The organism is Paraburkholderia sp. (assembly GCF_049581445.1).
In the GTDB taxonomy this organism is placed as follows: domain Bacteria; phylum Pseudomonadota; class Gammaproteobacteria; order Burkholderiales; family Burkholderiaceae; genus Paraburkholderia.
In genome coordinates this window covers 1-23,761 of sequence record NZ_JBAURZ010000221.1, presented here as the reverse complement: position 1 = coordinate 23,761, position 23,761 = coordinate 1, and the positions used below count along the sequence as shown (strand labels likewise).

The window sequence follows — 23,761 nt, the reverse complement described above, 5'->3', positions numbered from 1 at the left end:
GGCCACCCTGCACGAGATTGCCAGCGACGAACGGCTCACCGCCGAACTCCTGCAATACGCGCCGGAAGCCGGCTCGATGCGGCACCGTCTGGCGGGAGCCGCATGGCTTGGGCGCGCCGGTAGTCCTGCGAGTGCGTCGCGCGTGCTGGTCACGCAGGGCGCGCAGCACGCGCTGGCGTCGGTGCTGCGAGCGATTGCAAGACCCGGTGACACCGTGCTGGCTGAAGTCGTCAGCTATCCGGGCATCATTGCGCTAGCGCGGCAACTGCGGCTGCACCTGGTGGGCGTCGAAATCGACGGCGAAGGTCTGGTGCCTGCGGCACTGGAACTGGCCTGCAAGTCGCTGCATCCGCGCGCCATCTTTTGCGTGCCGACCATTCACAATCCAACCACCGCGACGATGTCCAACGAGCGGCGCGACGCGGTTGCGGCGATTCTGCAGCGGCACAGCGTCCTGCTGATCGAAGACCTCGTCCCGGCGATGCTGCTGGATTCGCCGCCCGAGCCTTTGGCGACGCGTCTACCGGAACAATCGTTTCTGATTGCGGGCCTGTCGAAGTCCGTTGCGCCGGGTTTGCGTATCGGCTATCTGCAGGCGCCCTCCGCATGGGGTTCGAAGATCGCCGCGGTGATTCGCAGCGACTGCTGGATGACCGCGCCGTTGATGGCCGAAGTCGTGTCGCGCTGGATCGAGAACGGCGAGATGGAGCGCCTCAATGGTCTGCAGCGCGCCCACATCGAGACGCAGCACGAACTGGCGCGCGAACTGCTCGATGGGGTGCCATACCGTCATGCGGCCACCAGTTCGCACATCTGGCTGCCGCTGCCGGAGCCGTGGCGTGCGGCGGAGTTTGCCGCGGCACTGCGCCACGAGGGTGTGCTGGTCAAGACCGCTGACAGTTTTGTGATTGGCCGGAACGCGGCGCCGCACGCGGTGCGTATCTGTATGACCGGAGCGACGTCGCGCGAAGCGCTCGCGCGCGGGTTGTCGATCATTCGCACTACGCTCGATCATGGGCTCGAAAGTGGCATGGCGTCGTCCTATGCGCCGTGAGCTTGCTAATACCTCAGCAATAACACCGCAAACAGTACGGCAACCTATGGAGCGCGACCGTTGGGCGCATTGCTGGGCGCCGGGATCAGCGGGCACTGGGGGATCGGGGCGTGTCTCATCACGGCGGCGGGCGCCTTTCTCGTGCAGGCGCTGATCATCGTGATTTCGCCCGCGGCGCAACTCAGCCAGATTCCTGAAGGGACCGCAGCGGCATGAGTACGTCACGCTGAACGCGGTGGATTTCAACGTCGCTTCTTTCCGAGATGGTGGCATCATGGCGAAACGCTTCAAGCCCGACGCAAAGCGCGCTGCACAGCGCGACATGCGTGGGCGTTTCCTCATGCTGCTGCTCAGCCGGCCGGAGGCGAACTTTTTAGTGCGCTGTCGCGTCCATCTTCAGGATGTCTGGACGTAGCGCTGCCACGCTGATCCGTCCCGTTTCATCCGGGCGTGCGCCAATCCCTGCGCGCTGATGTGTCTGAACAGCATCTTTTCTGAACGTCTCTTTAAACTGACGGAGCAAAGTATGAGCAAGCAGACCATTGCGGACTTTCTGGCGAAGACGCTAAGCGCGGCGGGCGTTGAGCGTATCTGGGGCGTGACGGGCGACAGCCTGAACGGTTTGTCCGACAGCCTGTACCGGCTCGGTACGATTCGCTGGATGCATACGCGGCACGAAGAAGTCGCCGCCTTCGCTGCCGGCGCTGACGCTGCGGCCACCGGCAAGCTCGCGGTATGTGCGGGCAGTTGCGGTCCGGGCAATCTGCACCTGATCAATGGCCTGTTCGACTGCCATCGCAACCATCAACCGGTTCTGGCGATTGCCGCGCATATTCCGTCATCGGAGATCGGCCTCGGATACTTTCAGGAAACGCATCCGCAAGAGCTGTTCAAAGAATGCAGCCATTATGTCGAACTAGTTACAAATCCGTCGCAGTTTCCACGCGTGCTCGCCACTGCGATGCGCACGGCGATCGAGCAGCGCGGCGTCGCAGTGATCGTGTTGCCGGGCGATGTCGCGCTAAGCGAAGCGCCCGACGAAGTGCCGGCGTGGTCTGCGATGCTGGAGCCGCCGACGCTGATGCCGTCGGAAGCGGATATCGACCGCCTCGCGGATCTGCTGAACGAGTCCGAAGGCGTGACGCTGCTATGCGGCAGCGGCTGCGCCGGCGCGCATGACGAAGTAGTGGCGCTTGCTGATGCATTAGCCGCGCCCACCGTCCATGCATTGCGCGGCAAGCAGTACGTGGAGTGGGACAACCCGTACGACGTGGGTATGACCGGGTTGATCGGCTTTAGCTCGGGCTACTACGCGATGATGTCCTCCGACACCCTGGTGATGCTAGGCACGGACTTTCCGTATCGCAACTTTTATCCGGCACATGGCAACGTCGTGCAGATCGATCTGCGCGGTAGCGCGCTCGGCAAGCGCACGCCGTTGAAGATGGGTCTGATCGGCGACGTCAAGGCGACCTTGAAGGCTCTGTTGCCGAAACTCAAGCGCAAGACCGACCGTGACTTTGTCGAGCGAGCGCGCACACATTACTTTGCGGCGCGGCTCTCGCTGGATGATCTCGCCACTCCATCCGCCCCGGGCAAGCCGATTCATCCACAGTATCTGACGAAGATGGTCGACGAAGTGGCCGACGACGACGCAGTATTTACGGTCGATGTCGGCACACCGACGCTGTGGGCTGCGCGCTATCTGACGATGAACGGCAAGCGCACCTTGCACGGCTCGTTCAATCACGGTTCGATGGCCAATGCGATGCCGCAGGCGTTGGGTGCGAAGGCTGCGCAACCGAAGCGTCAGGTGGTCTCGCTCTCGGGTGACGGTGGCCTGTCGATGTTGCTCGGTGATCTGCTCACTGCGCGACAACTCGATCTGCCCATCAAGGTAGTAGTGTTCAACAACAGCGTGCTCGGCTTCGTGGCCATGGAGATGAAGGCGGGCGGCTACCTCAATACCGGCACCGATCTCAGTGCCACGGACTTTGCCGCCATCGCGAAGGGTGCAGGAATCTATAGCGTACGTGTGGAGGATTCCGAATCAATCGAAGGCGCGTTGCGTGACGCCTTCGCGCATCCTGGACCGGCTGTGATCGACGTGGTCACTGCGAAGCATGAACTGGCGATGCCGCCGAAAATCCAATGGGAACAGGCGAAAGGATTCAGTCTCTACATGCTGCGTGCGGTGTTGAGCGGGCGCGGTGATGAGGTGGTGGAACTGGTGAATACTAATCTGCGGTAGTTGCATTGCATTGACGGCCCGCGAGCGGTGGCAAGCATGACGCGTGAAACGGACACGCGTCATGCTTGTACGAAGGCAGGCTGTACGCGCCGCTGCTGGCTGCGCCTGGTATGTGGTTCAGTTCCGGCAAGCTAAAATGTTGGGCTTTGCCTGGTCAAGCCACCCGTTTGTCCAGGTGATCGACATGCAAATACCGGGGCGCAATTTTGAATAGTCCAGAGCAGCAAGACGGCCTGAAGCGCGGGCTGAAGAACCGTCACATCCAGTTGATCGCGCTGGGCGGGGCGATCGGCACCGGCCTGTTCCTCGGCTCGGCGGGCGTGTTGAAGGCCGCCGGGCCGTCGATGATCCTGGGCTATGCGATAGGCGGCATCATCGCCTTCATGATCATGCGGCAACTCGGCGAAATGGTCGCGCAGGAACCGGTTGCCGGTTCGTTTAGTCACTTTGCATACAAATACTGGGGTGATTTTCCGGGCTTTTTGTCGGGCTGGAATTACTGGGTGCTGTATGTACTCGTGAGCATGGCCGAGTTGACGGCGGTCGGCACCTACGTCCATTTCTGGTGGCCAGGGGTCCCCGCGTGGCTCTCTGCGCTGGTGTGCTTCGTGGCCATTAATGCCATCAATCTGGCCAATGTGAAAGCCTATGGCGAAACCGAGTTCTGGTTTGCGATCATCAAGGTGGTGGCCGTGATCGGCATGATCCTGTTTGGCGCTTATCTGCTGATTAGCGGCCACGGTGGACCGCAGGCTTCGGTCACTAACCTCTGGGCCCACGGCGGCTTTTTCCCGCACGGTTTTCATGGCCTCTTCATGATGCTGGCCGTGATCATGTTTTCGTTCGGTGGGCTGGAGTTGATCGGCATCACTGCGGCTGAAGCGGACGATCCGGGCAAGAGCATCCCGAAGGCCGTGAATCAGGTGATCTATCGGATTCTGATTTTCTACATCTGCTCGTTGCTGGTGCTGCTGTCGTTGTATCCGTGGAATCAGGTGGCCGAAGGCGGCAGCCCGTTCGTGATGATCTTCTCGCAGATCGGCTCGACGCTAACCGCGAATATTCTCAACGTGGTGGTCTTGACGGCCGCGCTTTCGGTCTACAACAGCGGCGTGTATGCGAATAGCCGCATGCTGTATGGCCTCGCGGAACAGGGCAATGCACCACGCGCACTGATGAAGGTGGATCGCCGGGGCGTGCCGTATCTGGCGATTGGCGTGTCCGCGTTGGCGACGTTTGCTTGCGTGATCATCAATTACCTGATTCCCGCGGAAGCCCTCGACGTGCTGATGGCGCTGGTGGTGGCCGCGCTGGTGCTGAACTGGTCGCTGATCAGTCTGACGCATCTGAAGTCGCGCAAGGCGATGGTGCAGGCAGGGCAGACGCTGGTGTTCAGGTCATTCTGGTTTCCGGTCAGCAACTGGATCTGTCTGGCGTTCATGGCGATGATTCTGGTGATTCTCGCGATGACGCCGGGGCTGAATGCTTCGGTGTGGCTGGTGCCGGTGTGGTTAGTGCTGATGTGGGTGGGGTATGTGGTGAAGCGGCGGCGCACGGCGGGTGGGTTGGCGCGGGCGGGGGATTAACGCTGCGTTTGGGATTGCTTGCAGGTACGGGATGTTTGAGCCGGGCTCACAGGGATGAGGGCCCGGGTTTGTTTTTGTGGCCGGAGCAGTAGAAACGCAAAACCCGCGTGATCATTTTGATCGGCGCGGGTTTTGGATTTGCTGGAACAGCATGATGCGATGTCTTGGTGCCCAGGGCCGGACTCGAACCGGCACGCCTTGCGGCGGGGGATTTTGAGTCCCCTGCGTCTACCTGTTTCACCACCTGGGCTTGTCTTGCGACACGTGCGCATAGGGCTGCGCGCGGCGGGAAACGCAGATTATGTCTGAAATTGCCGCGCTGGGCAAGTTGCCTGGTGCACCGGCGACCGTCACGCGTCATCTGCGCGGGTTGGTGCATTGACTGTGCGGAACTGCCCGTGCCGCGACCCGAAACTACACCGTGCGCGAAAACCGCTCCGCGCTCTGTTGCCCGAGATACTGGTCGAACACCATCGCGATGTTACGTACCAGCATCCGTCCGGGCGTGAGCACTTCGAGTTTGTCCGCGCCGATCGACAGCAGGCCGTCATCCGCAAACCCGCGCAGTCGCTCCAGTTCAGACGCGAATGTCTGCGCAAACCGGATGCCGTTGGCCGCTTCGAATTCGTCGAAGCGCAGTTCGAGGTTGCACATGAGTTGCGTGATGATGTCGCGTCGCAGCCGGTCGTCTGCAGTGAGCCTCACGCCGCGCGTAATCGCAAGGCGCCCGGCGTCGATCGCGGCGGCATAGCCGGGCAGATCTTTGGCGTTCTGCGCATACACGTCGCCCACTTTACCGATGGACGACGCGCCAAAGCCGATCAGATCGCATTCCGCACGTGTGCTATATCCCTGGAAATTGCGGTGCAAGGTGCGCTGCGCCTGGGCGATTGCCAGTTCGTCGGAGGGCAAGGCGAAATGGTCCATGCCAATGTACACATAGCCGGCGCTGGTGAGCCGTTCGACCACGAGCCGCAACAGCGCCAGCCGGACCGCCGGCGATGGCAGGGCCGAGGCGTCCATTTGTCGCTGCATTTTGAAGAGCTTGGGCATGTGCGCATAGCCGAAGACCGAAAGCCGGTCCGGCGCGAGCGCGAGCATCATGTCGAGCGTCCGGATGAAGCTGTCGACCGTTTGATGCGGCAGCCCGTAGATCAGGTCGACGCCAATCGAATGAAACCCCGTAGCGCGCGCCGCGTGCATCACCGAGGCCGTCATTTCGAGCGGCTGGATCCGGTTGATGGACTGTTGAACCACCGGATCGAAATCTTGCACGCCGATACTCAAGCGGTTAAAGCCGAGATTGCGCAGATGCACGATGGTTTTCGCGGAGGCTTCGCGCGGGTCGACTTCAATCGAGAACTCGCCCAACGCGTCCGGGCTCAGCGTGAAATGTTCTCGCGTGGCCGCCATTAGCTCGGTCATTTCATCATGCGACAGAAACGTCGGCGTGCCGCCACCCCAATGCAATTGAGATACCGGTCGCGTGGTGTCGAAGCAAGCCGCCTGCAATGAGAGTTCGCGCTTCAGTCGGTCCAGATACGGACGCGCGTGAGCGCGGTTTTTGGTGGCGACCTTGTTGCAGCCGCAATAGAAGCACACCGTGTCGCAGAACGGAATGTGAAAGTAGAGCGAGAGATCCGTAGCCCCTGTGCCGGGTTCGGCGGCGGCGCGCAGATAGTCGGCCTTATCGAAATCGTCGCGGAACTGAAGGGCGGTTGGATAGGACGTATACCGTGGACCGTTGGCGCTGTATTTGGCGAGCAGGTCTGGGTGAAACAGGGAATCGGCGAGGGTCATGGGCGGCTCGGTTGGGCGCCACGCCAGCGATGCGGATGTCGCGGAGAAACCTGCAGGCCGCCAAGACCAGATGGAACGGGGCAGGCGCCTCTTGAGCGTGGCCTTTCGTATTGGTCGAGTTTACGTGAGGGCCTCAGGTCGCCGTTGTGTAAAAAGGTCGCACGCATGGCAATGGCACAATGCAGGGTTGGCGTGCGTTGGGCCGCCGTCAGTCCGTGCATGCCCGATGCCCGTATGAGTGTTCCAGGAAGAGTGTGGTGCCAGTCGAATCTCCGTTCAATGTTTCCGGTCATGCGTGCCGCCCCGATTGCGGCGCGTGTTGTATTGCGCCGTCCATCTCGAGTCCGATTCCGGGCATGCCGCACGGCAAGCCGGCGGGGGTGCGCTGCGTGCAACTGGGCGACGATCTGCGCTGCGCGATTTTCGGCAAGCCGGAACGGCCCGCCTGCTGTTCGGGCCTGCAGCCGCAAGGCGACATGTGCGGCACGTCGCGTAACGAGGCGCTTCTATGGCTCACGCGGCTTGAAACGCTGACGCAGCCTGCGGTACTTAATTGTCCGCTAACCAACTGAACCACTGAAGGCGCGCTGCGGCGTTGCGTGCACGAACCCATTTCGATCCCCGCATTGATGCGGTTGTTCCAGGAGGAAATTTCGCATGACTCAACCCGTTGCGCCGAAGCGGCGCCGCTTCCTGCTGGCGGCCGGTGCCGCGGTGGGCATTACGGTGTCGCTGGCGGCTTGCGCGGCTTCGACCTTTCCGTTTATCCCGTCGCATTACACCTTCTCGCAGCAGCAGGTGCAGGACGCCGTGCAGCGCAAATTTCCGTATCAGCGAACCCTCTCGCAGGTGTTCAACGTAGCGTTGACCGATCCGGTGGTGGGCTTCCTGCCGGATACCAACCGTCTGTCGGTGCGGCTCAATGCGCATCTCGCCAGCCCATTCCTGCAGCAACCCGTGGATGGCGTGTTCACGCTATCAAGCGAACTCGCCTACGACGCCGCCAGCCGCTCCGTGGTGCTCAAGTCGCCTACCGTGGATAACGTCAGCGTGAGCGGCGGCGCGCAGGCGTACTCGCAGCAGATCAACGAAGGCGCTGCGGCACTCGCCACGCAGTTGCTGACTAACTACCCGATCTACACATTCAAGCCTGAACAGCTTCAATTTGCCGGTGTGAACTACGAACCCGGTACAATCACAATCCTTACAAACGGCATACGCGTACAAATCGTCGAGAAATGACGGGCGCGCGGCCAACGGGGCCGTGCGTTGCGAACTGAGCCAGCCCTGCTTCTACCACTGATGGTAATGAGGGGCGCGGATGGACTGGATACTGGCAGGTAAGGCGTTGATATTGGGGATCGTCGAAGGTTTGACCGAGTTTTTGCCTGTCTCGAGCACGGGCCATCTGATCGTGGTGGGCAGCCTGCTCAACTTCAGCGGCGAACATGCAAAAACCTTCGACGTGGTGATTCAACTGGGCGCCATTCTGGCGGTGTGCTGGGAGTTCCGCCGACGTATCGGCAGCGTCTTGACGGGGCTGCCGGTGCGTCAGGACGCGCGCCGTTTCACTGTCAACGTGATCATTGCGACGATTCCAGCGGTTGTCCTCGGTTTGCTGTTCGAGAAAGCGATTAAAAGCGCCTTGTTTTCGCCGGTGCCGGTGGCTCTCGCGCTGGTTGCGGGTGGTTTGGTGATCCTGTGGGCGGAGGCCCGGCAGCGTGCCCGTGGCGCGCTGCCGCCGCGCGTGCGGAATGTGGACCAACTGAGCGCGCTGGATGCCCTGAAAGTCGGCCTCGCACAATGCTTCGCCCTGATTCCCGGCATGTCGCGCTCAGGCTCGACCATCATTGGCGGCATGCTGTTTGGACTCGAGCGGCGCGTGGCCACGGAGTTTTCGTTTTTCCTCGCAATCCCCATCATCTTCGGCGCGACGGCCTACGAGTTGCTCAAGAACTGGCATCTGCTCTCGGCGGATGCGCTTGGCACGTTCACGATCGGTTTTGTCGCGGCGTTTGTGAGCGCGTTCGCTTGCGTGCGTTGGCTGCTGCGCTACATCGCGGCGCATGATTTCACGGCATTCGCGTGGTACCGGATCGGCTTTGGTTTGTTGATCCTGGTGGTGGGATATAGCGACGCGCTCGACTGGTCGGCGTGAACCACTGGGCCTAACGTTCAAAGCGTCCAGACGCGTCCAGAAGCAAAAAAGGTCCGCGTGCGTGCGGACCTTTTTGCTTTAGGGGACGGGCTTAGTCGCCAGCGCGACGTTTGAACACCAGGTCCCAGACACCGTGACCTAGCTTCAGCCCGCGTCGCTCAAATTTCGTCACAGGACGATAGTCCGGACGCGGCGCGTACCCATCGGCGGTGTTTTCAAGCGCGGGCTCTGCGCCGAGTACTTCGAGCATCTGCTCGGCGTAGTTCTGCCAGTCGGTGGCGCAATGCAGATAAGCGCCAGGCTTCAGACGCGACACAAGCAGCGCGACGAACTTCGGTTGAATCAGGCGGCGCTTGTGATGACGCGCCTTGTGCCACGGATCCGGGAAGAAGATGTGCACGCCGTCGAGGCTTTGCGGCGCGATCATCTGCTCGAGTACCTCAACTGCGTCGTGCTGAATGATGCGGATATTCGACAGTTGCTGTTCGCCCATCAGTTTGAGCAAAGCGCCGACACCGGGCTCGTGGACCTCGACCCCGAGAAAATCGTCGCCCTGACGGTGCGAGGCGATTTCCGCTGTCGTCGCCCCCATGCCAAAGCCGATTTCCAGAATGCGGGGCGCGTGGCGACCGAATACGGCGTCCCAGTCGGCCGCTTGCGGCGCGTAAGGCATCACGAAGCGGGGACCGAGTTCATCCATGGCCCGGCGCTGGCCCGTGGAGACCCGTCCGGCACGCGTGACGAAACTGCGGATGCGGCGCAGACGTAGCGCTTCCTTTGCTTCGTCGCTAGTGCCTTCGTCCGGATTGTCCTGAGTGGCGCACGGCTTGAGGTTTGCGTCCTCGTCGCTGTTGGACTGAGGAGCGTCGGATTGGCCGGCTTGATTCGGTTCGTGGATCATCTTCGATGGCTACGCGGGTAGCGGCAAGAGTGAGGGCGGTAGAGGCGCCGCTGGGTGCACCGGTTGGGCGCGACTGCAACGTCGCCACAAGCGACTGCCATCAGTACAGCCAGTACAAAAAAGCCGCCTACGTGGAGGCGGCTCTCGTGCTGGATCCCCGTTAAGGATCAGCGGAATGTGGAGCGGGCGATGGGAATCGAACCCACGGCTCTAGCTTGGGAAGCTAGGGTATTGCCATTATACGACGCCCGCAGAGCACGCTATTTTACGCGGAGTCGCACGGTTTAGGCAAATCGGCGGGCCCGGCGGGTGGCGTGGGAACCGCTGTTCGTCATGGCCGGAGCGTCAGGCACCGGGCCAGTGTATGGCGTGACCGAATTGACAAGTAGTGAACGGGGGAATGTGATGCGAGGTATTCGTGAGACTTTTGACATCTCGATCATATTATGCATTTCGTAACGAACGCTCTCTAATGCCTAACCTTTAATCACGATGGTGATTGATTGTCATGCTGGTTGGTCGATCTAATAGCATGAGTAACACGATGGCAATCTCAAACCACCGGCGAATCAGCGATGTATTCAAATTGCATAAAAATGCGTAATGACAGAGGGCCAGCCAAACCCGAGAGCCTCACCCTGTTTGGCTTTCGGGTTTGTGCCGTATGCCTTGGTTTAAGGCATTGCGCATCAAGCGCGCCTTTTCAATCTCATGAATTAAAACGCTTTACGCCTTCACACTAAAGCCTACGGAAATTCCGCCGTATACAGCTTTAGCGTCATTTCGAATTTTCAAAAAATCCATGTCTTTTGATCGTGTCAAGTGGATTTTTAAAGCGGTGACTCGAATTGACGCTTACGGGAAAAATCGAGATCAATCTAACTAATGGCATGAGTAGATGGCTTTCAGAGGCCGCGCTCGCCTATATAAAACAGCAGATATGAAAAACAACGCTACTTTGGTGTCGTCGCTGCTTGCGGCGCCTGTTCTAACGGCCTGTGGCGGTGGGGGCGGCGGTTCCAGTCCGGCGGCCACATCCGCCTCTAGTAGCGCTTCATCGCCTTCGGCAGCAAGCGCACCTGAAACGGCAGGCCCGGACACGGCGGCAAGTGCACCCGCCGCAGCGTCGACGCCCACCGTCACCGGCGAGACGCCGCCGAGTCTGACAAGCCCGCAAGCCGGGTCGACCGCAGCGACAGGTACAGGCGCTCAAGGCGTCTGGTCAACGGGTAGCGGCTACGACAAGACGACCGCGTTCATCGATCCACAAGACAATATTTCGTACCTGAGCACGGTGTCGGGATATGGCTCAGCGGAATTTTTCGGCGTCGCCACCGCGACGGCCTCCAGCTGGACGCTCACCTCGGGCGTGCAATACTTTTACCCCGGCTCCTCCACGTACTATCTGGCCAGCTCGGGCTCCGGCACTTATACGGCCAAGCAGGCGTTCGCCGGTACCTACATGGCGAACGGCACACCGCAGACGGTGGCCTGGACCTATGACGCGGCGAACGCGCTGGCCGTCACGCAGTCGAGCGTGGCAGGCACGTGGGCGGAAACCGGCACGTCGCTCACCATTGGAAGCGACGGCACGCTTAGCGGCACGATCTCCAATTGCGCGGTAGCGGGTACGCTGATGCTCACCACTTCAGGATCGAGCCAGAACCTGTACACCATGAACGTGACGAGCGGCACGACAGGCGGGTCTTGCGCGGTAGCAGGGAAGACCCTGTCGGGCAACGCAGCGATCGTGTTCCTGCCTGTTACGGGCAGCACCCTTTACACCCGTACGATCCTCTTTGTGATCCATTCTGCGGACAACTCGGCACTAGCCTACGGGCAGGTGTCGAAGCAATAAACGCAGTGTAACTTGCAGCCGCCGCCTCTAGAAAAGGCGGCGGCTCTGCAAGCGGGGTTGCCGTGACGCTGCAGCAACGGCATGGCCATCGCCGACGCGGCGTCAATCGGAGAGCGTTTCAGCCGGCTACAGCCCCATCGAGGCACATGAGCCAACCTGCCTGGCTCAAATGACGAAGTACGTCAGTTGCACAGCGGCGCGGGTGACGATCATCAACAACACCTGCACGATAACGAACAGCAGGATCGGCGACAGGTCGATGCCGCCGAGTTGCGGTATCACACGGCGCAGCGGATTCAGAAACGGCGCGGTGAGCTGATACAGAATTGGCATGGCCGGCGAGCGCGGGTTCAGCCACGACAGCAGCGCCATCAGAATGGTCAGCCAGATGATCAGGTTGAGCCCCCACTTGATGACTGTCAGCAAGGCGACGATCAGCAACGTCGGCCACATGCTGAGCGGGTCCATGCCGGTCACGGCCACCATCAGCGCCACGTAGACGATGGCGGCAATCAGCGCGGCGAGAATGCTCGCCCAGTCGATGCTGCGCGTGCTGGGTACGATTCGCCGCAACGGCAGCACGATCCAGTTGGTGGCGTGCAACACGGCGTTCGAAACCGGGTTGTAGGGCGGCAGTCGCACGACTTGCAACCACGCGCGCAGCAGCAACGCCGCACCGAACAGCGTGAAAACGGTATTGAGCAGAAAACGGGCGATATCGCCGAACATCTCGTGTCCTTTCCATCAGTGTAGCGGCCGGTCTGGACCGGACGCCGGGCGCCGCCACGCTACAGAGCGCGTGCCAGCGTGTTCATGAATTTACGGGTGCCGCGCGACGCCGTCAGTGTCTGGCGGCATCGCGCTTCGGCCTGAAGCAGACGCTCTGCGCCTGCTTCAGGCACAAAACGCAGGCGAGTGCTTTGAAGCAACAGGTGCAGCAACAGGTGCAGCAACACACGTCAATCGAGGCAGCAGGCTAAACGCTGACCTTGATCTCGCTGATCAGAGTGGAACCGTTGCCGCCGTCGGTGTAGTTCGGAATGTCGGCGATAAGCGTTTCGGCCGCAGGCTTGAACACCGTGTAGAAAGCTTCGATGCTGTCGAACAGAAAATGCCCGGTGGCGACGTAAGGCGGCGGTGTCCCCGGCGGCCCGGCATTGATGCCGATGTCCACCGACCAGCCCTTGAGGGCCGCGCCAAATAGCCTGGCGGCGAGCGGCATGTGTGTGCCGCAGTAATAGTCCACGTCGAAGCGACCGTTTTCTCGGTACGGATAGAGGATGCTGACCTTGATCATTTTATGTTCTCGTCGGTTGGTCCCGGAGCGAGGCGCAGGCGGATTGCGCGCCGCGCCGGTCGTCACATTATCACGGCTTACTTGACGCTAGTACCCGCCGGAACGTGATTCACCGAACGCTCGAGCGATTCTTCGACCACTTCGGCGATCGCTTCAATCGCGGCGGGCGGCTTGGCCCGGCGGCGCGCCAGTTCGACCGCGCGCCGACTCAGCAGTCCGTACAAGGCGGCATGATCGCCGCCCAGCCCTTCGAAGAGCTCAAGCTGCTTGCGCACAACGCCCGTGTCGCCACGCGACACCGGGCCCGCCAGCGCGCCAGACAAACCCTTATCGCGCGCGGTTTCGATCGTACCGGCCAGCATCGGCAGCAGGGCGCGCAGCGCCTCGTCTTCGGCGAAACCCAGAGTGCGCCAGAGCGCTACGCATTCCGCGAGGCTGCACAGCGCGAAACTGGCTGCATAGTGGGCGGCGCCGTGGTACAGCATCCGGCCGCCCGCCGGAATCGACAGCGGGTGGCAGCCCAGCGCGATAACGAGCGCCGTCAGCGCTTCCTTGAGCGCGCCGTCGGCCTCGAGTGTCACCGAACAGCCCCGGATTCGCTCGATATCAGCGCGATCGCCGCTAAACAGGTACAGTGGGTGAAAGCCACCGATCGACGCACCCTGCGTCCGCGCTGGCGCAAGCAGTTCCACGGGCGAGGCGCCGCTGCAATGAACCAGCGCGCGCGGGCCTGAGCCGGGCGTCACGGCGCAATCGAAACGCAAAGTGTTCGCCGTCGTACCGATGCTGTCATCGGGAACGGTTAAAAAGACGATATCGGCGGCGTTGACGACCTCTTGCGGGTCGTCATACGCCGCGCAGCGGTCAATCTGACTGGCAAGCTGACGGGCCGAGGCCTGCGTGCGGCTAGCGACGGCGGTGACGGCATACCCGGCGCGCGAAAACCCGAGCGCGAGGCACCGGGCGAGCCGTCCGGCGCCAATGAAGCCAAGGCGCGGCAAAGAGGACTGGGACATGATTCCTGCTCCAGACAGCACATTGAAGGGAAAGCTGAAGTATCGCGCATTCGCTCGGAGGCAAGGCGTCCGCTGCGCCGGACTGCTTATTCAGCCTGCGTTGGACGAGGCTCGCGCCGCATTCAGGCAGGCGTCGAAGCGACGGCTCGCGGGTCAGCATTCCTCGGATCAATTTGTATGCGATATGGCGCTGGATTCGCATCATCCGTCGGCACTGAGCCTGCGGGCCCGAAATGTGCTCACAATTTCTTTTAGTCAAGCGGGTTGGCAGTTGCTGTCACGGGTTTTTCTCTGTTTCGCAGTCTGATTCGGGAGGTCACTACGATGAGCATTTTCTCTTACCGAAAGCACTTGCGGTTCTTGACCCATTCGCAGCGCCGCCGCTGGTGGGATCAAAAGAAGCGTCTAAAGCCACGCGTAAAGATTAGCGGCGCGTATGTGCCTCCCAACGTCTCCCGAGAATTCACGTACGTCAAAGTAGGCTGAAGAATTGTCCTGGAGCAGGTAAGAAATGCCCGGTGCGTTGTTGCGCCGGGCATTTTGCGTTTACCGCCCCGTGGGCGCCGTAGGGCTCCCACGGCCGAGACGTGACGAAGGAAGCGGGCGTGCGCCGCGCTGTGACTCTTGCGTTTTGAAGTGAATTTGTAATTAAAGATTACCGGTAGAGCCGAGGTATTGGCGTGCCGCCCAGTAAAACCATCCGTTTTCGAATCCCGACAGCACGCAACTCCATGATTTTCGAGACCTTGCGGACAAGCCGAATTGCGCGTCGCTACGTGAGCTAATACGACGCGCGTAAAGCAATTGCAATTTGCAACAAATGCGCACAGTTCCCCCGATCCTTTTTGGATACATTGAGTCTTACAGGATGCATGTAATGCGACTCAGCCACCCGGCCGGGGCGCGCCAGGAGAAGAAAAGTGAACAAGATCATTCCGTTTGTTGTAGCCGCTGCCCTCGGTGTGGGCGTGACCACCGCGGCCGAGGCGCATGTGTCTGTCGGTATCGGCATCGGCGTGCCAATCGCACCGGCGTACCCGGTGTATGCAGCGCCGCCGCCGGTGTATTACGCACCGCCCCCGGTCTACGCGCCGCCGCCAGTCGTGGTGGTGGGTGGTGGATACGGCTACGGTGGGTATGGCTACTATGGCCATCCTTACTATCACCGCGGCTATTACGGACATGGTTATTACGGACATGGATACGGCCACGGCTACTATCGCCGTTAAGCACCATTAGGCGGGATGGCGGCTTGTGCTGACGCTGTTCAGCGCCGCTAGCCTGCTGTAACCGTTTCGCCTCTGCGGCGCAACGCTGGCTTGATTGCCGCGTTGCGCCGTTTGCGTTTCAGGCGATAACACAACTGACGTTTCAAACGGCGGCCGAAGCTGGGAGAATGCGTGCTCATGCCATTGCTCCGGAGTCTGCCGCCTATGCAAATGCTTCCCGCTCCTACCTTCGTCGATGTCATTGACGCAGCCGCGCATCTTGAGGGCGTCGCGCATCGCACGCCTGTCTTCACATCGAGCACCGCCAACGAACGTACCGGCGCGTCGCTCTTCTTCAAGTGCGAGAATTTTCAGCGCATGGGTGCTTTCAAATTTCGCGGCGCCTATAACGCAATCTCCCACTTTGACTATGTGCAGCGCGATGCCGGCGTGTTGACTTACTCGTCGGGCAATCACGCCCAGGCGACCGCGCTGTCCGCGCGCCTTGCCGGCATCCGCGCAACGATCATCATGCCCCACGACGCGCCCGCGGCGAAAGTTGCCGCCACCCAGGGCTATGGCGGTGAAGTGATCATCTATGACCGCTACAAGGAGAATCGCGAAGAGATCGGCTTGCGGCTCTCCAGGGAGCGCGGCATGACGTTGGTTCCACCTTACGACCATCCGCATGTGATCGCGGGGCAGGGCACCGCCGTGTGTGAGATGGTCGAGGAAACCGGGCCGCTGGATATGTTGTTCGTGTGCCTGGGCGGTGGCGGCCTGCTTGCGGGCGCTGCGCTTGCGGCTGCTGAATTGAGCCCGGGTTGCCGGGTGATCGGCGTCGAACCGGAGGCTGGCAACGACGGGCAGCAGTCGCTCGCGAAAGGCGAGATCGTGCATATCGAGGTGCCGCACACCATCGCTGACGGCGCGGCCGCAACGCATCTCGGTATTTACACGTTTCCGATCATCCAGCGCCTGGTCGAGACGGTCGTGACCGTGACGGATGTTCAGTTGATCGAGACCATGCGCTTTTTCGCGCAACGCATGAAAATGGTGGTTGAGCCCACGGGTTGTCTCGCGGCGGCAGCGGTGATGAGTGGCATCGTCCCGGTGGAGGGCAAACGTGTGGGCGTGCTGGTGAGCGGCGGCAACGTCGATCTGGCGCGCTTTGGGCAGTTTCTGGCCTGAGCGTGTAGCGAGTGAGCGGGTGGGCAGGGGCCGAAGTGCTTCGGCCTGCTCGACTCGCCGCGTCTCACGGCGGCCGTGGGTGCCTGGATCGACGCGCGGTGGCGGTTTTCAAGCGGCCACGGACGCTGGCGGCGCTACCCGCGCTGCCTCAGTCGTCTGCGCTGTCTTTGCGATCAGATCGTGGTAGCCGTTCACGATGACGCTATACGAGAAGTACGCGAACAGCAGCGCCGACAGCACGTGGCACACGCGCAGCAAACCGTTGCCAGCGCGCTTGCGACCGTGACTCGCGAGACCGCAGATAAATAGCGTCCAGCCCAGTCCGCCGAGAAAAAAACCGCCCAGAAAAACTGGCGCCGTGGTCACAGTGGTCGCGCCTGCTTTCGCAATCAACGCGCCGCCCACGGCTGCAAACCAAAGGATCGCCGAAGGCGACGAAATCGCCAGCAGCACGCCTCGCAGGAAACCGCGCCACGTGCTTAGTTTCGGCGTGCTCGTGTCGGCTTCGCCTTCCACCGGCGGCGCTGATGCGGGGAACAACGCTTCGCGCGCCATCTTCCCTGTGAGGAACAGCAGGATAGCCGCGCCGCCAATCCATACGACCCAGCGCACCGCTTCGAACTGCAGCAGCGCTGCCATGCCGGCGAGAGCAAGCGCGGCGTAGATCAGATCGCCGAAACATGACCCAAGGCCGAGCCAGAAACCTGGTTTGAAACCATGCGACAGCGTGAGCGAGATGATCGCCACGTTGACGAGTCCAATATCAAGGCACAACGAAAGCGACAGGAAAAAACCGTCCGACAACATCGACAAGGCATGCATTACCGCAACTGCTCCAATTGATTTTTGTTGTTCAGATCCTGCGCGACGCATACCGAGTTTCGCCGCGAAAAACCCTTATTTAAAGGCCAAAACTACAATCCCAACTCAGCCCACAACGTATCGACGCGTTGCTTGACCGCCGGGTCCATCTCAATTGGACGGCCCCATTCGCGATCGGTCTCGCCGGGCCACTTGTTGGTGGCGTCGAGGCCCATCTTCGAGCCAAGCCCCGCAACGGGCGACGCGAAATCCAGGTAATCGATAGGCGTGCGATCCACCAGCACCGTGTCGCGCACCGGATCGATGCGCGTCGTAATGGCCCAGATCACTTCCTTCCAGTCGCGGATATTCACGTCTTCATCCACCACCACGATGAACTTCGTGTACATGAATTGTCGCAGGAAGCTCCACACGCCGAACATCACCCGTTTGGCATGGCCCGGATAACTCTTCTTCATCTGCACGATCGCCATCCGGTAGCTGCAGCCTTCGGGCGGCAGATAGAAGTCGGTGATCTCGGTGAATTGCTTCTGTAACAGTGGCACGAACACTTCGTTGAGCGCCACGCCGAGTACAGCGGGTTCGTCAGGCGGCTTGCCGGTGTAGGTGGAATGGTAGATGGCGTCGCGCCGCATCGTGATGCGTTCGACGGTGAACACGGGGAACCACTCCTGCTCGTTGTAGTAGCCGGTGTGGTCGCCGTAGGGGCCTTCCAGTGCATGCTCGTAACCGGCACTCGCCCCCTTGACCGGGCGCGGCGGTGCGCCCGCGGGTGCTGGTGCAGGCGTGCCTTCCTGCGGATAGATGAAGCCTTCGAGCACGATCTCCGCGCGCGCCGGCACCTGCAGCGTGTCGACTCCGGGGGTGATGCATTTCGCGAGCTCGGTGCGGCCGCCGCGCAGGAGCCCGGCGAACTGGTATTCGGAGAGCGTGTCCGGCACCGGCGTGACCGCACCGAGGATGGTGGCCGGGTCCGCGCCGAGCACGACCGCCACGGGGTACGGTTTGCCAGGATTGCGCAAGGCGAACTCGCGGAAATCGAGCGCCCCGCCGCGATGCGCGAGCCAGCGCATGATCAGTTTGTTGCGGCCGATGAGCTGCTGGCGGTAAATGCCTAGATTTTGGCGGCTCTTATTTGGGCCGCGCGTCACGGTCAGGCCCCAGGTAATCAACGGCCCTGCGTCGCCCGGCCAGCAGGTCTGAATGGGCAGTCTGGCGAGGTCTACATCAGCGCCTTCCCAGACGATTTCCTGGCAGGGTGGAGCGCTGACTGTCTTCGGCGCCATGTCCCAGACCGCCTTGGCGAGCGTGAGCAGTTTGCCGGCGTCTCTGAGGCCCTTGGGCGGCTCCGGCTCCTTTAGGGCCGACAACAGGCGTCCGACGTCGCGCAGCGACTCCAGCGCGGCGCTGTCACCCTCCTGCGCCCCTGCATCGATGCCCATGCCCAGCGCAACCCGGCGCGGCGTGCCAAACAGGTTACCGAGCACCGGGAACGCGTGACTCTGTTTGCTCTCAAACAGCAACGCCGGGCCGCCGGCGCGCAGCACGCGGTCGCACAGTTCGGTCATTTCCAGGATGGGCGAGACGTTTTGCGGGATACGGCGTAGCTCGTTGAGGGTCTCGAGACGGCCGACGAAGTCGCGCAGGTCTTTGTATTTCATCTGGTCGGGAACAGGGCCGCGCAGCGCGGCAGGAAAGGGGGCGCAGCAGGCAAGCATGGGGCAATCGCCGCGCCGGATCGATTGTCGATTTTACCTGCGTTGTCTGGCGCACGTTACCGGAGTAATTGTGTAATTCGCCCGAGAGGCGCGCTCTGAGCGGGTTTGATCCAACTGAACACTGTTCGTTATTACAAATAGTTATACTTTTGCAGTTCTATAGTGTTGACGAACTATTTGAGCCTGCTAAAATCCGGTCACATTGGTTGCAGGGCGTGAACCTTTTTACCACCCGCCCCCGGTCCTTACGACGCAACGCGTCACCGCTTACCGATTTCCTGCACGGCCCCTGCAAGGTTTTGACGGCCTTATTTGCAGTCCTCGCCAGCGCAATCTGCCGCTGGTTTTTCGCGTGGGAGCCTCTGCGTGCGTGCTTTTAAGGCATGGCGCGGAGTTGTTTTCAAGACGGCTCCCCACCGACGGTTTTATGCCGTATTCCCGACGCCGCTGCCGCCCTAACCAGAGCGCGCGACGTCTTGATTCTGCGAACGTGTAGTAATGCCGGCCTGTTCGGCGGGGTTCGCAGATCATGCAAGATGGGAGATCTGAATGAACGCCTGGTTAACGTGGCGTCCCGACGAGCGACTCGCGCAAGCAATGCGCGCTGTCTTGCGTCGCGGAACGCGTGTGAGTCATCACTTGTTCAGCATTGTGGGCGGCTTCGCCTTCCTGCTGGCAGTCGCGCTGTGGCTGATGCCCGCATGGCGCGGCACCCTGGCAGCCAAGCTGATGCCGGTCATTTCTGCCGCTGTGCAGGCCGGCCCAGCCCGTTTGCTGCAGGGCAACCCGTTGCCGTCTTTTGCGCCCGCCAACGCGGCGCCGACTGACGATACGCTGTCCTCGAACAATACGGTCAGCACCAACAGCCCCGACGCCAGCAACGGCGTCACCAGCAACACCAGTTATGACGGCGCCTTCGACGGCAGTGGCACGAGCGGCCTCGGCGTCACGGACTTCAGCGCCCTCGATCCGCACTCCGTGCAAAGCATCAGCGCGCTGGCGCGTCTGATTCCGTCGCAACGCGTCGCTGCCGACGCCCGCGACGACCGCGTACTGGTCTCGACCCGCGAGCAGGATCTGGTGGCCAACTACCTGGCCCGGCGTTACCGCGTGGCTCAGGAACCGGTCGGAGAACTCGTCAAGGCGGCCTTCGACACCGGCCGCGAAGTCGGGCTCGACCCGCTGCTGCTGCTCTCCGTGATGGCGATCGAATCGGGCTTCAATCCGTATGCTGAAAGCGGCGTGGGCGCGCAAGGCCTGATGCAGGTTATGTCGAAGGTGCACTCGGACAAGTTCCAGTACTTCGGCGGTCAGAGCGCGGCGCTCGATCCGCTCGCCAACATCAAGGTTGGCGCGCTGGTCCTGAAGGATTGCATCGCCCGTGGCGGTACACTGCCGGGTGGCCTGCGCCTGTACGTCGGCTCGACGAGCCAGGACGACGGCGGCTATGGCGCCAAGGTGATGGCAGAACGTGGTCGTCTGCGTGATGTGGCGCGTGGCCGCAAGGTACCAATCAACGCACCGCAAGCGCCGGTCACCACGACTGCTTCGGCCAACACGGCGGCGGCTCCGGCCAAGCGCGTGCAGGTGACACTCGACGGAGCGCACCCGCTGGCAGAGCCGACCACGCTGAAGTCTCCGGCGCAGGATGATGACGCCAATGCAACCAAGCACGCGTCCGGTCCTGAGATGGGCGCCTGAGTTCAGCACCTGGGTTCAGCAAGACAGCACGAAAAGAAAAAGCACCCTAGGGTGCTTTTTTTAATGATGAAGCGAGAACCTACGGTCAGCGGTTGAAGAGCCCGCGCAAGCGCTCCACTGCCTCTTCCAGCTTCGGATAAGCGGTCGCGTAAGACAAACGGATATAAGAACGCGGCGCGTGATTACCGAAGTCCATCCCCGGTACCAGCACGACACCTGCCTCGTGCAGCATTGCCTTGGTGAGCGCGGCGCTGTCGCCGGCCGCGGGGTGCGCGACCTGGCTGCAATCCGCATACACATAGAAGGCGCCGTCGGGCATCACCGGCACAGAAAATCCCAATGACTCAAGCGCCGGCGCAATGAAGTCGCGCCGGCGTTTGAATTCGAGGCGGCGGCCTTCGTAGATCGCCAGCGTATCCGGGTCGAAGCAGGCCAACGCCGCATGTTGCGCGAGCGCCGAAGCGCAGATGAAGAGATTCTGCGCGAGCTTTTCGAAGGCACCGACCAGCGCGGGCGGCACGACCAGCCATCCGAGGCGCCAGCCGGTCATGTTGAAGTACTTCGAGAAGCTGTTGACGGTAATGACATCGTCGCCGTACGACAGCGCGGAGACGGGCTTCGCGTCATAGCTCAGCCCCTGATAGATCTCATCAACGATCGTGAAGCCGCCTCGCGCGCGTACGGCCTGAACGATACGCTGCAACTCGGCCGGCTCGATCGACGTGCCGGTCGGGTTCGAAGGCGACGCCAGCAGCACGCCGCGCGTATGCTCGTTCCACAGACGCTCGACGTCGGCGGCGGTGAGTTGAAAGCGCTCGGCCGGGCCGCTCGGCACCAGCACAGGCTTGCCCTCGGCGGCAGCCACGAAGTGGCGGTTGCACGGATAACAGGGATCGGGCATCAACACTTCATCGTCGCGATCGACGAGCGCCGCGCACGCAAGCAGCAACGCGGCGGATGCGCCTGCGGTGACTACGATACGCGCCGGATCGACGCTGATGCCGTAGAACTGCGCATAGTACCCAGCGATCGCTTCACGCAGCGCGTGCAGACCGAGCGCGCTGGTGTACTGCGTGACGCCACGGCGCAGGGCGCTCGCCGCGGCTTCAATAACCGGTTCGGGCGCTGTGAAATCGGGCTCGCCGATTCCCATGTGGATGATGTCGCGCCCTTCGCGCTCCAGCAACGCGGCTTCTTTGGCCAGCTCCATCACATAGAAAGGCTGGATGGCGTCGACACGTGCAGCAAGCCGCACCAATGGTTCGGTCACGGAGTTCATACAGTCAGTACAGTAAGTGCAGATTCAAATGCAGCGTGAGAAGCACGCGACGCGTAGCGCCGCCTGTCCACCCAGGCGAGCACCGCAGACAGACGCCACGGACAGGCTCGCCACCAGCATGACGGCTTAGTGCTTGCGGGCCGCCTGCGTTTCGTCGACGCGCAGCTTCGCCGACAGCTTGTCCAGCACGCCATTGACATACTTGTAGCCGTCCGCGCCACCGAACGTCTTGGCGAGTTCGACAGCCTCGTTGATCACGACGCGGTAAGGAATGTCGAGGTGATTTTTCAACTCATACGCAGCCACGAGCAGCACCGCGCGTTCGACCGGCGAAAGCTGTTCGATCGGGCGGTCGAGGCACGGCGCGATGTCGGCTGACAGCGATTCCGAATCGCGAATCACGCCGTGCAACACCGCATTCAGATGCTCGTGATCGGCCTTGTCGAAGCCTTGCGCGCCGCGCAACTGCGCGTCGATTTCACCGCCGGGAGAACCCGACAGCAGCCACTGGTACAGCCCCTGCGTGGCCAGTTCGCGGGAACGTCGGCGAGCGCTCTTCATGCTTGTTCCTCTTCGTCGTCCTCGTCTTCCTCTTCGTCGTCATCGTCGCCGCCGAGTTGTTCGAGCGCGACCGAGAGGTTTGCCATTTCAACCGCGACGCGTGCGGCGTCACGACCCTTTTCGGTCATGCGGGCCACGGCTTGCTCATCGGTCTCAGTGGTCAGCACTGCGTTGGCAACCGGAATGCCGAAGTCGAGGCCAACACGCGTGATGCCGGCGCCGCTTTCGTTCGACACCAGTTCAAAGTGATACGTTTCGCCGCGAATCACCGCGCCAAGCGCGATCAATGCGTCGAACTGCGCGCTTTCGGCGAGCTTTTGCAGCGCCAGCGGGATTTCCAGTGCGCCCGGTACTGTGACGAGCAGCACGTCTTCGCCAGTGACGCCGAGGCGTTCGAGTTCTTCGATGCAAGAGTCCGCAAGGCCGTTGCAGACCGGCTCGTTAAAGCGGGCCTGCACGATGCCGATGCGCAGTCCGTCGCCGTCGAGGTTCGGTTGATATTGTCCGATTTCCATAGTTAGTCCGTAGTGTCGTTTGATTAGGCGCCAACGCGCTTGATTGGTCGGATCAGCTTTGTGCTGCTTGTGTCGATGTGGCTGTCGTTGTCGACTGTCGTTGTCGATTAAAGCATCAGGGTGTTTGAGTCGGGCAGCCCGGCATGGGCACGAAGCCCGTGACTTCGAGGCCGTAGCCCGACATGCTGCCGAGCTTGCGGGGATTCGACAGCACCTGCATCTTGCCGACGCCGAGCTCACGCAGAATCTGCGCGCCGATGCCGTAGGTCTTGAAGTCGACCGGGCGGCGCTTGAGTGCATCAGCCCTGTCCTTTGAATCGAACGCCTTGAAGACATCGATCAGGTGATCCTTCGAGTCGCCGCAGTTCAGCAGCACGACCACGCCCAGATCACGTTCTGCGATCTCTTTCATTGCCGCATCCAGCGTCCATGAGTGCGTCGATGCGCCGACTTCGAGCAGGTCCAGCACCGACAACGGTTCGTGCACCCGCACCGGCGTCTCGCGATCCGGTGTGGGCGTGCCGCGCACCAGCGCGATATGCGGCTGGCCGCTCGGCTGGTCAAGATACATCACCGCGCGGAACGGGCCGTGCGCCGTCTGCATGGTGCGCTCGCAGATACGCTCGACAATCGATTCGGTGCGGCTGCGGTAGTGAATCAAGTCGGCAATGGTGCCGATCTTCAGGTTGTGTTCCTTGGCGAACTCGATCAGATCCGGCAGGCGCGCCATCGTGCCGTCGTCCTTGATGATTTCGCAGATCACCGCGGCTGGCGTGAGCCCCGCGAGTGCCGTGAAATCGCAGCCCGCCTCGGTGTGGCCGGCGCGAACCAGCACGCCGCCCGGC

22 protein-coding genes, 2 tRNA genes and 1 pseudogene are annotated in these 23,761 nt (G+C 61.6%); 12 read left to right on the top strand and 13 right to left on the bottom strand.

Annotated features, from left to right (window positions below; all coding sequences use genetic code 11):
• The 5 genes and pseudogenes from WCA85_RS19175 to WCA85_RS19155 form a co-directional block, all read left to right on the top strand.
• The coding region (locus WCA85_RS19175; protein WP_424066454.1) for a PLP-dependent aminotransferase family protein at positions 1–1,054 on the top strand (1,054 nt) is incomplete at its 5' end.
• Positions 1,055–1,084: 30 nt separating this feature from the next.
• Positions 1,085–1,270 (top strand): annotated as a pseudogene (locus WCA85_RS19170) (MFS transporter); the annotation flags it as partial.
• A gap of 19 nt (positions 1,271–1,289) precedes the next feature.
• Complete coding sequence (locus WCA85_RS19165) at positions 1,290–1,469, top strand: hypothetical protein (protein ID WP_424066453.1); 180 nt, start codon at positions 1,290–1,292, stop codon at positions 1,467–1,469.
• Between the two features lie 111 nt (positions 1,470–1,580).
• On the top strand, positions 1,581–3,305 hold the full coding sequence (poxB, locus tag WCA85_RS19160; RefSeq protein ID WP_424066452.1) for a ubiquinone-dependent pyruvate dehydrogenase: 1,725 nt from the start codon (positions 1,581–1,583) through the stop codon (positions 3,303–3,305).
• Positions 3,306–3,511: 206 nt separating this feature from the next.
• Complete coding sequence (locus tag WCA85_RS19155) at positions 3,512–4,891, top strand: amino acid permease (protein WP_424066451.1); 1,380 nt, start codon at positions 3,512–3,514, stop codon at positions 4,889–4,891.
• A 165-nt stretch (positions 4,892–5,056) separates the two neighbouring features.
• Here WCA85_RS19155 and WCA85_RS19150 read toward each other — a convergent pair.
• Both WCA85_RS19150 and hemN read right to left on the bottom strand, forming a co-directional pair.
• A tRNA-Leu gene (locus WCA85_RS19150) sits at positions 5,057–5,141 on the bottom strand.
• A gap of 164 nt (positions 5,142–5,305) precedes the next feature.
• Positions 5,306–6,691 (bottom strand): oxygen-independent coproporphyrinogen III oxidase, encoded by a 1,386-nt coding sequence (gene hemN / locus WCA85_RS19145; RefSeq protein ID WP_424066450.1) that lies wholly within the window; start codon positions 6,689–6,691, stop codon positions 5,306–5,308.
• Between the two features lie 257 nt (positions 6,692–6,948).
• Between hemN and WCA85_RS19140 the strand changes: the two genes are divergently transcribed.
• The 3 genes from WCA85_RS19140 (at position 6,949) to WCA85_RS19130 (ending at position 8,849) form a co-directional block, all read left to right on the top strand.
• Positions 6,949–7,263 (top strand): YkgJ family cysteine cluster protein, encoded by a 315-nt coding sequence (locus WCA85_RS19140; RefSeq protein WP_424066449.1) that lies wholly within the window; start codon positions 6,949–6,951, stop codon positions 7,261–7,263.
• 85 nt (positions 7,264–7,348) lie between these two features.
• Entirely contained in the window at positions 7,349–7,933 is a 585-nt protein-coding gene (locus WCA85_RS19135; RefSeq protein ID WP_424066448.1) for a DUF1439 domain-containing protein, read from the top strand.
• 79 nt (positions 7,934–8,012) lie between these two features.
• Positions 8,013–8,849 carry an undecaprenyl-diphosphate phosphatase gene (locus WCA85_RS19130; RefSeq protein ID WP_424066447.1) on the top strand — a complete coding sequence of 279 codons (837 nt, stop codon included), beginning with the start codon at positions 8,013–8,015 and terminating at the stop codon, positions 8,847–8,849.
• A 91-nt stretch (positions 8,850–8,940) separates the two neighbouring features.
• Here WCA85_RS19130 and trmB read toward each other — a convergent pair whose 3' ends face one another.
• Positions 8,941–9,750, bottom strand: coding sequence for a tRNA (guanosine(46)-N7)-methyltransferase TrmB (gene trmB / locus WCA85_RS19125; RefSeq protein WP_424066446.1), 810 nt, complete (start codon positions 9,748–9,750; stop codon positions 8,941–8,943).
• 178 nt (positions 9,751–9,928) lie between these two features.
• Positions 9,929–10,002 (bottom strand) — tRNA-Gly (locus WCA85_RS19120).
• A gap of 688 nt (positions 10,003–10,690) precedes the next feature.
• Here WCA85_RS19120 and WCA85_RS19115 point away from each other — a divergent pair.
• Positions 10,691–11,608 (top strand): hypothetical protein, encoded by a 918-nt coding sequence (locus tag WCA85_RS19115; RefSeq protein WP_424066445.1) that lies wholly within the window; start codon positions 10,691–10,693, stop codon positions 11,606–11,608.
• 165 nt (positions 11,609–11,773) lie between these two features.
• On the opposite strand, the gene WCA85_RS19110 is transcribed toward WCA85_RS19115, so the two are convergent.
• The 3 genes from WCA85_RS19110 to WCA85_RS19100 form a co-directional block, all read right to left on the bottom strand.
• Positions 11,774–12,337, bottom strand: a complete 564-nt coding sequence (locus WCA85_RS19110; RefSeq protein ID WP_424066444.1) for a YggT family protein — start codon at positions 12,335–12,337, stop codon at positions 11,774–11,776.
• 247 nt (positions 12,338–12,584) lie between these two features.
• Positions 12,585–12,905: an EthD family reductase gene (locus tag WCA85_RS19105; protein WP_424066443.1), complete on the bottom strand. Its 321-nt coding sequence runs from the start codon at positions 12,903–12,905 to the stop codon at positions 12,585–12,587.
• Between the two features lie 77 nt (positions 12,906–12,982).
• Positions 12,983–13,921, bottom strand: coding sequence for a Rossmann-like and DUF2520 domain-containing protein (locus tag WCA85_RS19100; protein ID WP_424066442.1), 939 nt, complete (start codon positions 13,919–13,921; stop codon positions 12,983–12,985).
• A 920-nt stretch (positions 13,922–14,841) separates the two neighbouring features.
• Here WCA85_RS19100 and WCA85_RS19095 point away from each other — a divergent pair.
• Both WCA85_RS19095 and WCA85_RS19090 read left to right on the top strand, forming a co-directional pair.
• Positions 14,842–15,150 (top strand): hypothetical protein, encoded by a 309-nt coding sequence (locus WCA85_RS19095; protein ID WP_424066441.1) that lies wholly within the window; start codon positions 14,842–14,844, stop codon positions 15,148–15,150.
• A 204-nt stretch (positions 15,151–15,354) separates the two neighbouring features.
• Positions 15,355–16,320 (top strand): threo-3-hydroxy-L-aspartate ammonia-lyase, encoded by a 966-nt coding sequence (locus WCA85_RS19090; protein ID WP_424066440.1) that lies wholly within the window; start codon positions 15,355–15,357, stop codon positions 16,318–16,320.
• Between the two features lie 108 nt (positions 16,321–16,428).
• Here the strand turns inward: WCA85_RS19090 and WCA85_RS19085 are convergent, their stop codons facing one another.
• A complete protein-coding gene (locus tag WCA85_RS19085) occupies positions 16,429–17,142 on the bottom strand; it encodes a LysE family translocator (RefSeq protein ID WP_424066439.1) in 714 nt (237 codons plus the stop codon).
• Between the two features lie 92 nt (positions 17,143–17,234).
• The gene (locus WCA85_RS19080; protein WP_424066455.1) at positions 17,235–18,803 is read right to left on the bottom strand and encodes a UbiD family decarboxylase; all 1,569 of its coding nucleotides are present in this window, start codon (positions 18,801–18,803) and stop codon (positions 17,235–17,237) included.
• A 606-nt stretch (positions 18,804–19,409) separates the two neighbouring features.
• Here WCA85_RS19080 and WCA85_RS19075 point away from each other — a divergent pair.
• On the top strand, positions 19,410–20,561 hold the full coding sequence (locus tag WCA85_RS19075) for a transglycosylase SLT domain-containing protein (RefSeq protein WP_424066438.1): 1,152 nt from the start codon (positions 19,410–19,412) through the stop codon (positions 20,559–20,561).
• An 85-nt stretch (positions 20,562–20,646) separates the two neighbouring features.
• On the opposite strand, the gene WCA85_RS19070 is transcribed toward WCA85_RS19075, so the two are convergent.
• The 4 genes from WCA85_RS19070 to WCA85_RS19055 form a co-directional block, all read right to left on the bottom strand.
• Positions 20,647–21,840: a pyridoxal phosphate-dependent aminotransferase gene (locus WCA85_RS19070; RefSeq protein ID WP_424066437.1), complete on the bottom strand. Its 1,194-nt coding sequence runs from the start codon at positions 21,838–21,840 to the stop codon at positions 20,647–20,649.
• A 126-nt stretch (positions 21,841–21,966) separates the two neighbouring features.
• Positions 21,967–22,401 (bottom strand): transcription antitermination factor NusB, encoded by a 435-nt coding sequence (gene nusB, locus WCA85_RS19065; RefSeq protein WP_424066436.1) that lies wholly within the window; start codon positions 22,399–22,401, stop codon positions 21,967–21,969.
• Entirely contained in the window at positions 22,398–22,916 is a 519-nt protein-coding gene (gene ribH, locus WCA85_RS19060; protein WP_424066435.1) for a 6,7-dimethyl-8-ribityllumazine synthase, read from the bottom strand. The genes nusB and ribH overlap by 4 nt, the downstream gene beginning before the upstream one ends.
• A 115-nt stretch (positions 22,917–23,031) precedes the next feature.
• Positions 23,032–23,761 (bottom strand): 3,4-dihydroxy-2-butanone-4-phosphate synthase (locus WCA85_RS19055; protein WP_424066434.1); only part of this gene is annotated, 730 nt, incomplete at its 5' end.

Bases quoted from the DNA above. Each gene is read 5' to 3' on its own strand.
- nusB (WP_424066436.1), bottom strand. From the start codon at position 22,401: ATGAAGAGCGCTCGCCGACGTTCCCGCGAACTGGCCACGCAGGGGCTG.
- WCA85_RS19105 (WP_424066443.1), bottom strand. From the start codon at position 12,905: ATGATCAAGGTCAGCATCCTCTATCCGTACCGAGAAAACGGTCGCTTC.
- trmB (WP_424066446.1), bottom strand. From the start codon at position 9,750: ATGATCCACGAACCGAATCAAGCCGGCCAATCCGACGCTCCTCAGTCC.
- WCA85_RS19100 (WP_424066442.1), bottom strand. From the start codon at position 13,921: ATGTCCCAGTCCTCTTTGCCGCGCCTTGGCTTCATTGGCGCCGGACGG.
- poxB (WP_424066452.1), top strand. From the start codon at position 1,581: ATGAGCAAGCAGACCATTGCGGACTTTCTGGCGAAGACGCTAAGCGCG.
- WCA85_RS19085 (WP_424066439.1), bottom strand. From the start codon at position 17,142: ATGCATGCCTTGTCGATGTTGTCGGACGGTTTTTTCCTGTCGCTTTCG.
- WCA85_RS19110 (WP_424066444.1), bottom strand. From the start codon at position 12,337: ATGTTCGGCGATATCGCCCGTTTTCTGCTCAATACCGTTTTCACGCTG.
- WCA85_RS19075 (WP_424066438.1), top strand. From the start codon at position 19,410: ATGAACGCCTGGTTAACGTGGCGTCCCGACGAGCGACTCGCGCAAGCA.
- WCA85_RS19080 (WP_424066455.1), bottom strand. From the start codon at position 18,803: ATGAAATACAAAGACCTGCGCGACTTCGTCGGCCGTCTCGAGACCCTC.
- WCA85_RS19090 (WP_424066440.1), top strand. From the start codon at position 15,355: ATGCAAATGCTTCCCGCTCCTACCTTCGTCGATGTCATTGACGCAGCC.
- WCA85_RS19135 (WP_424066448.1), top strand. From the start codon at position 7,349: ATGACTCAACCCGTTGCGCCGAAGCGGCGCCGCTTCCTGCTGGCGGCC.
- ribH (WP_424066435.1), bottom strand. From the start codon at position 22,916: ATGGAAATCGGACAATATCAACCGAACCTCGACGGCGACGGACTGCGC.
- hemN (WP_424066450.1), bottom strand. From the start codon at position 6,691: ATGACCCTCGCCGATTCCCTGTTTCACCCAGACCTGCTCGCCAAATAC.
- WCA85_RS19115 (WP_424066445.1), top strand. From the start codon at position 10,691: ATGAAAAACAACGCTACTTTGGTGTCGTCGCTGCTTGCGGCGCCTGTT.
- WCA85_RS19070 (WP_424066437.1), bottom strand. From the start codon at position 21,840: ATGAACTCCGTGACCGAACCATTGGTGCGGCTTGCTGCACGTGTCGAC.
- WCA85_RS19130 (WP_424066447.1), top strand. From the start codon at position 8,013: ATGGACTGGATACTGGCAGGTAAGGCGTTGATATTGGGGATCGTCGAA.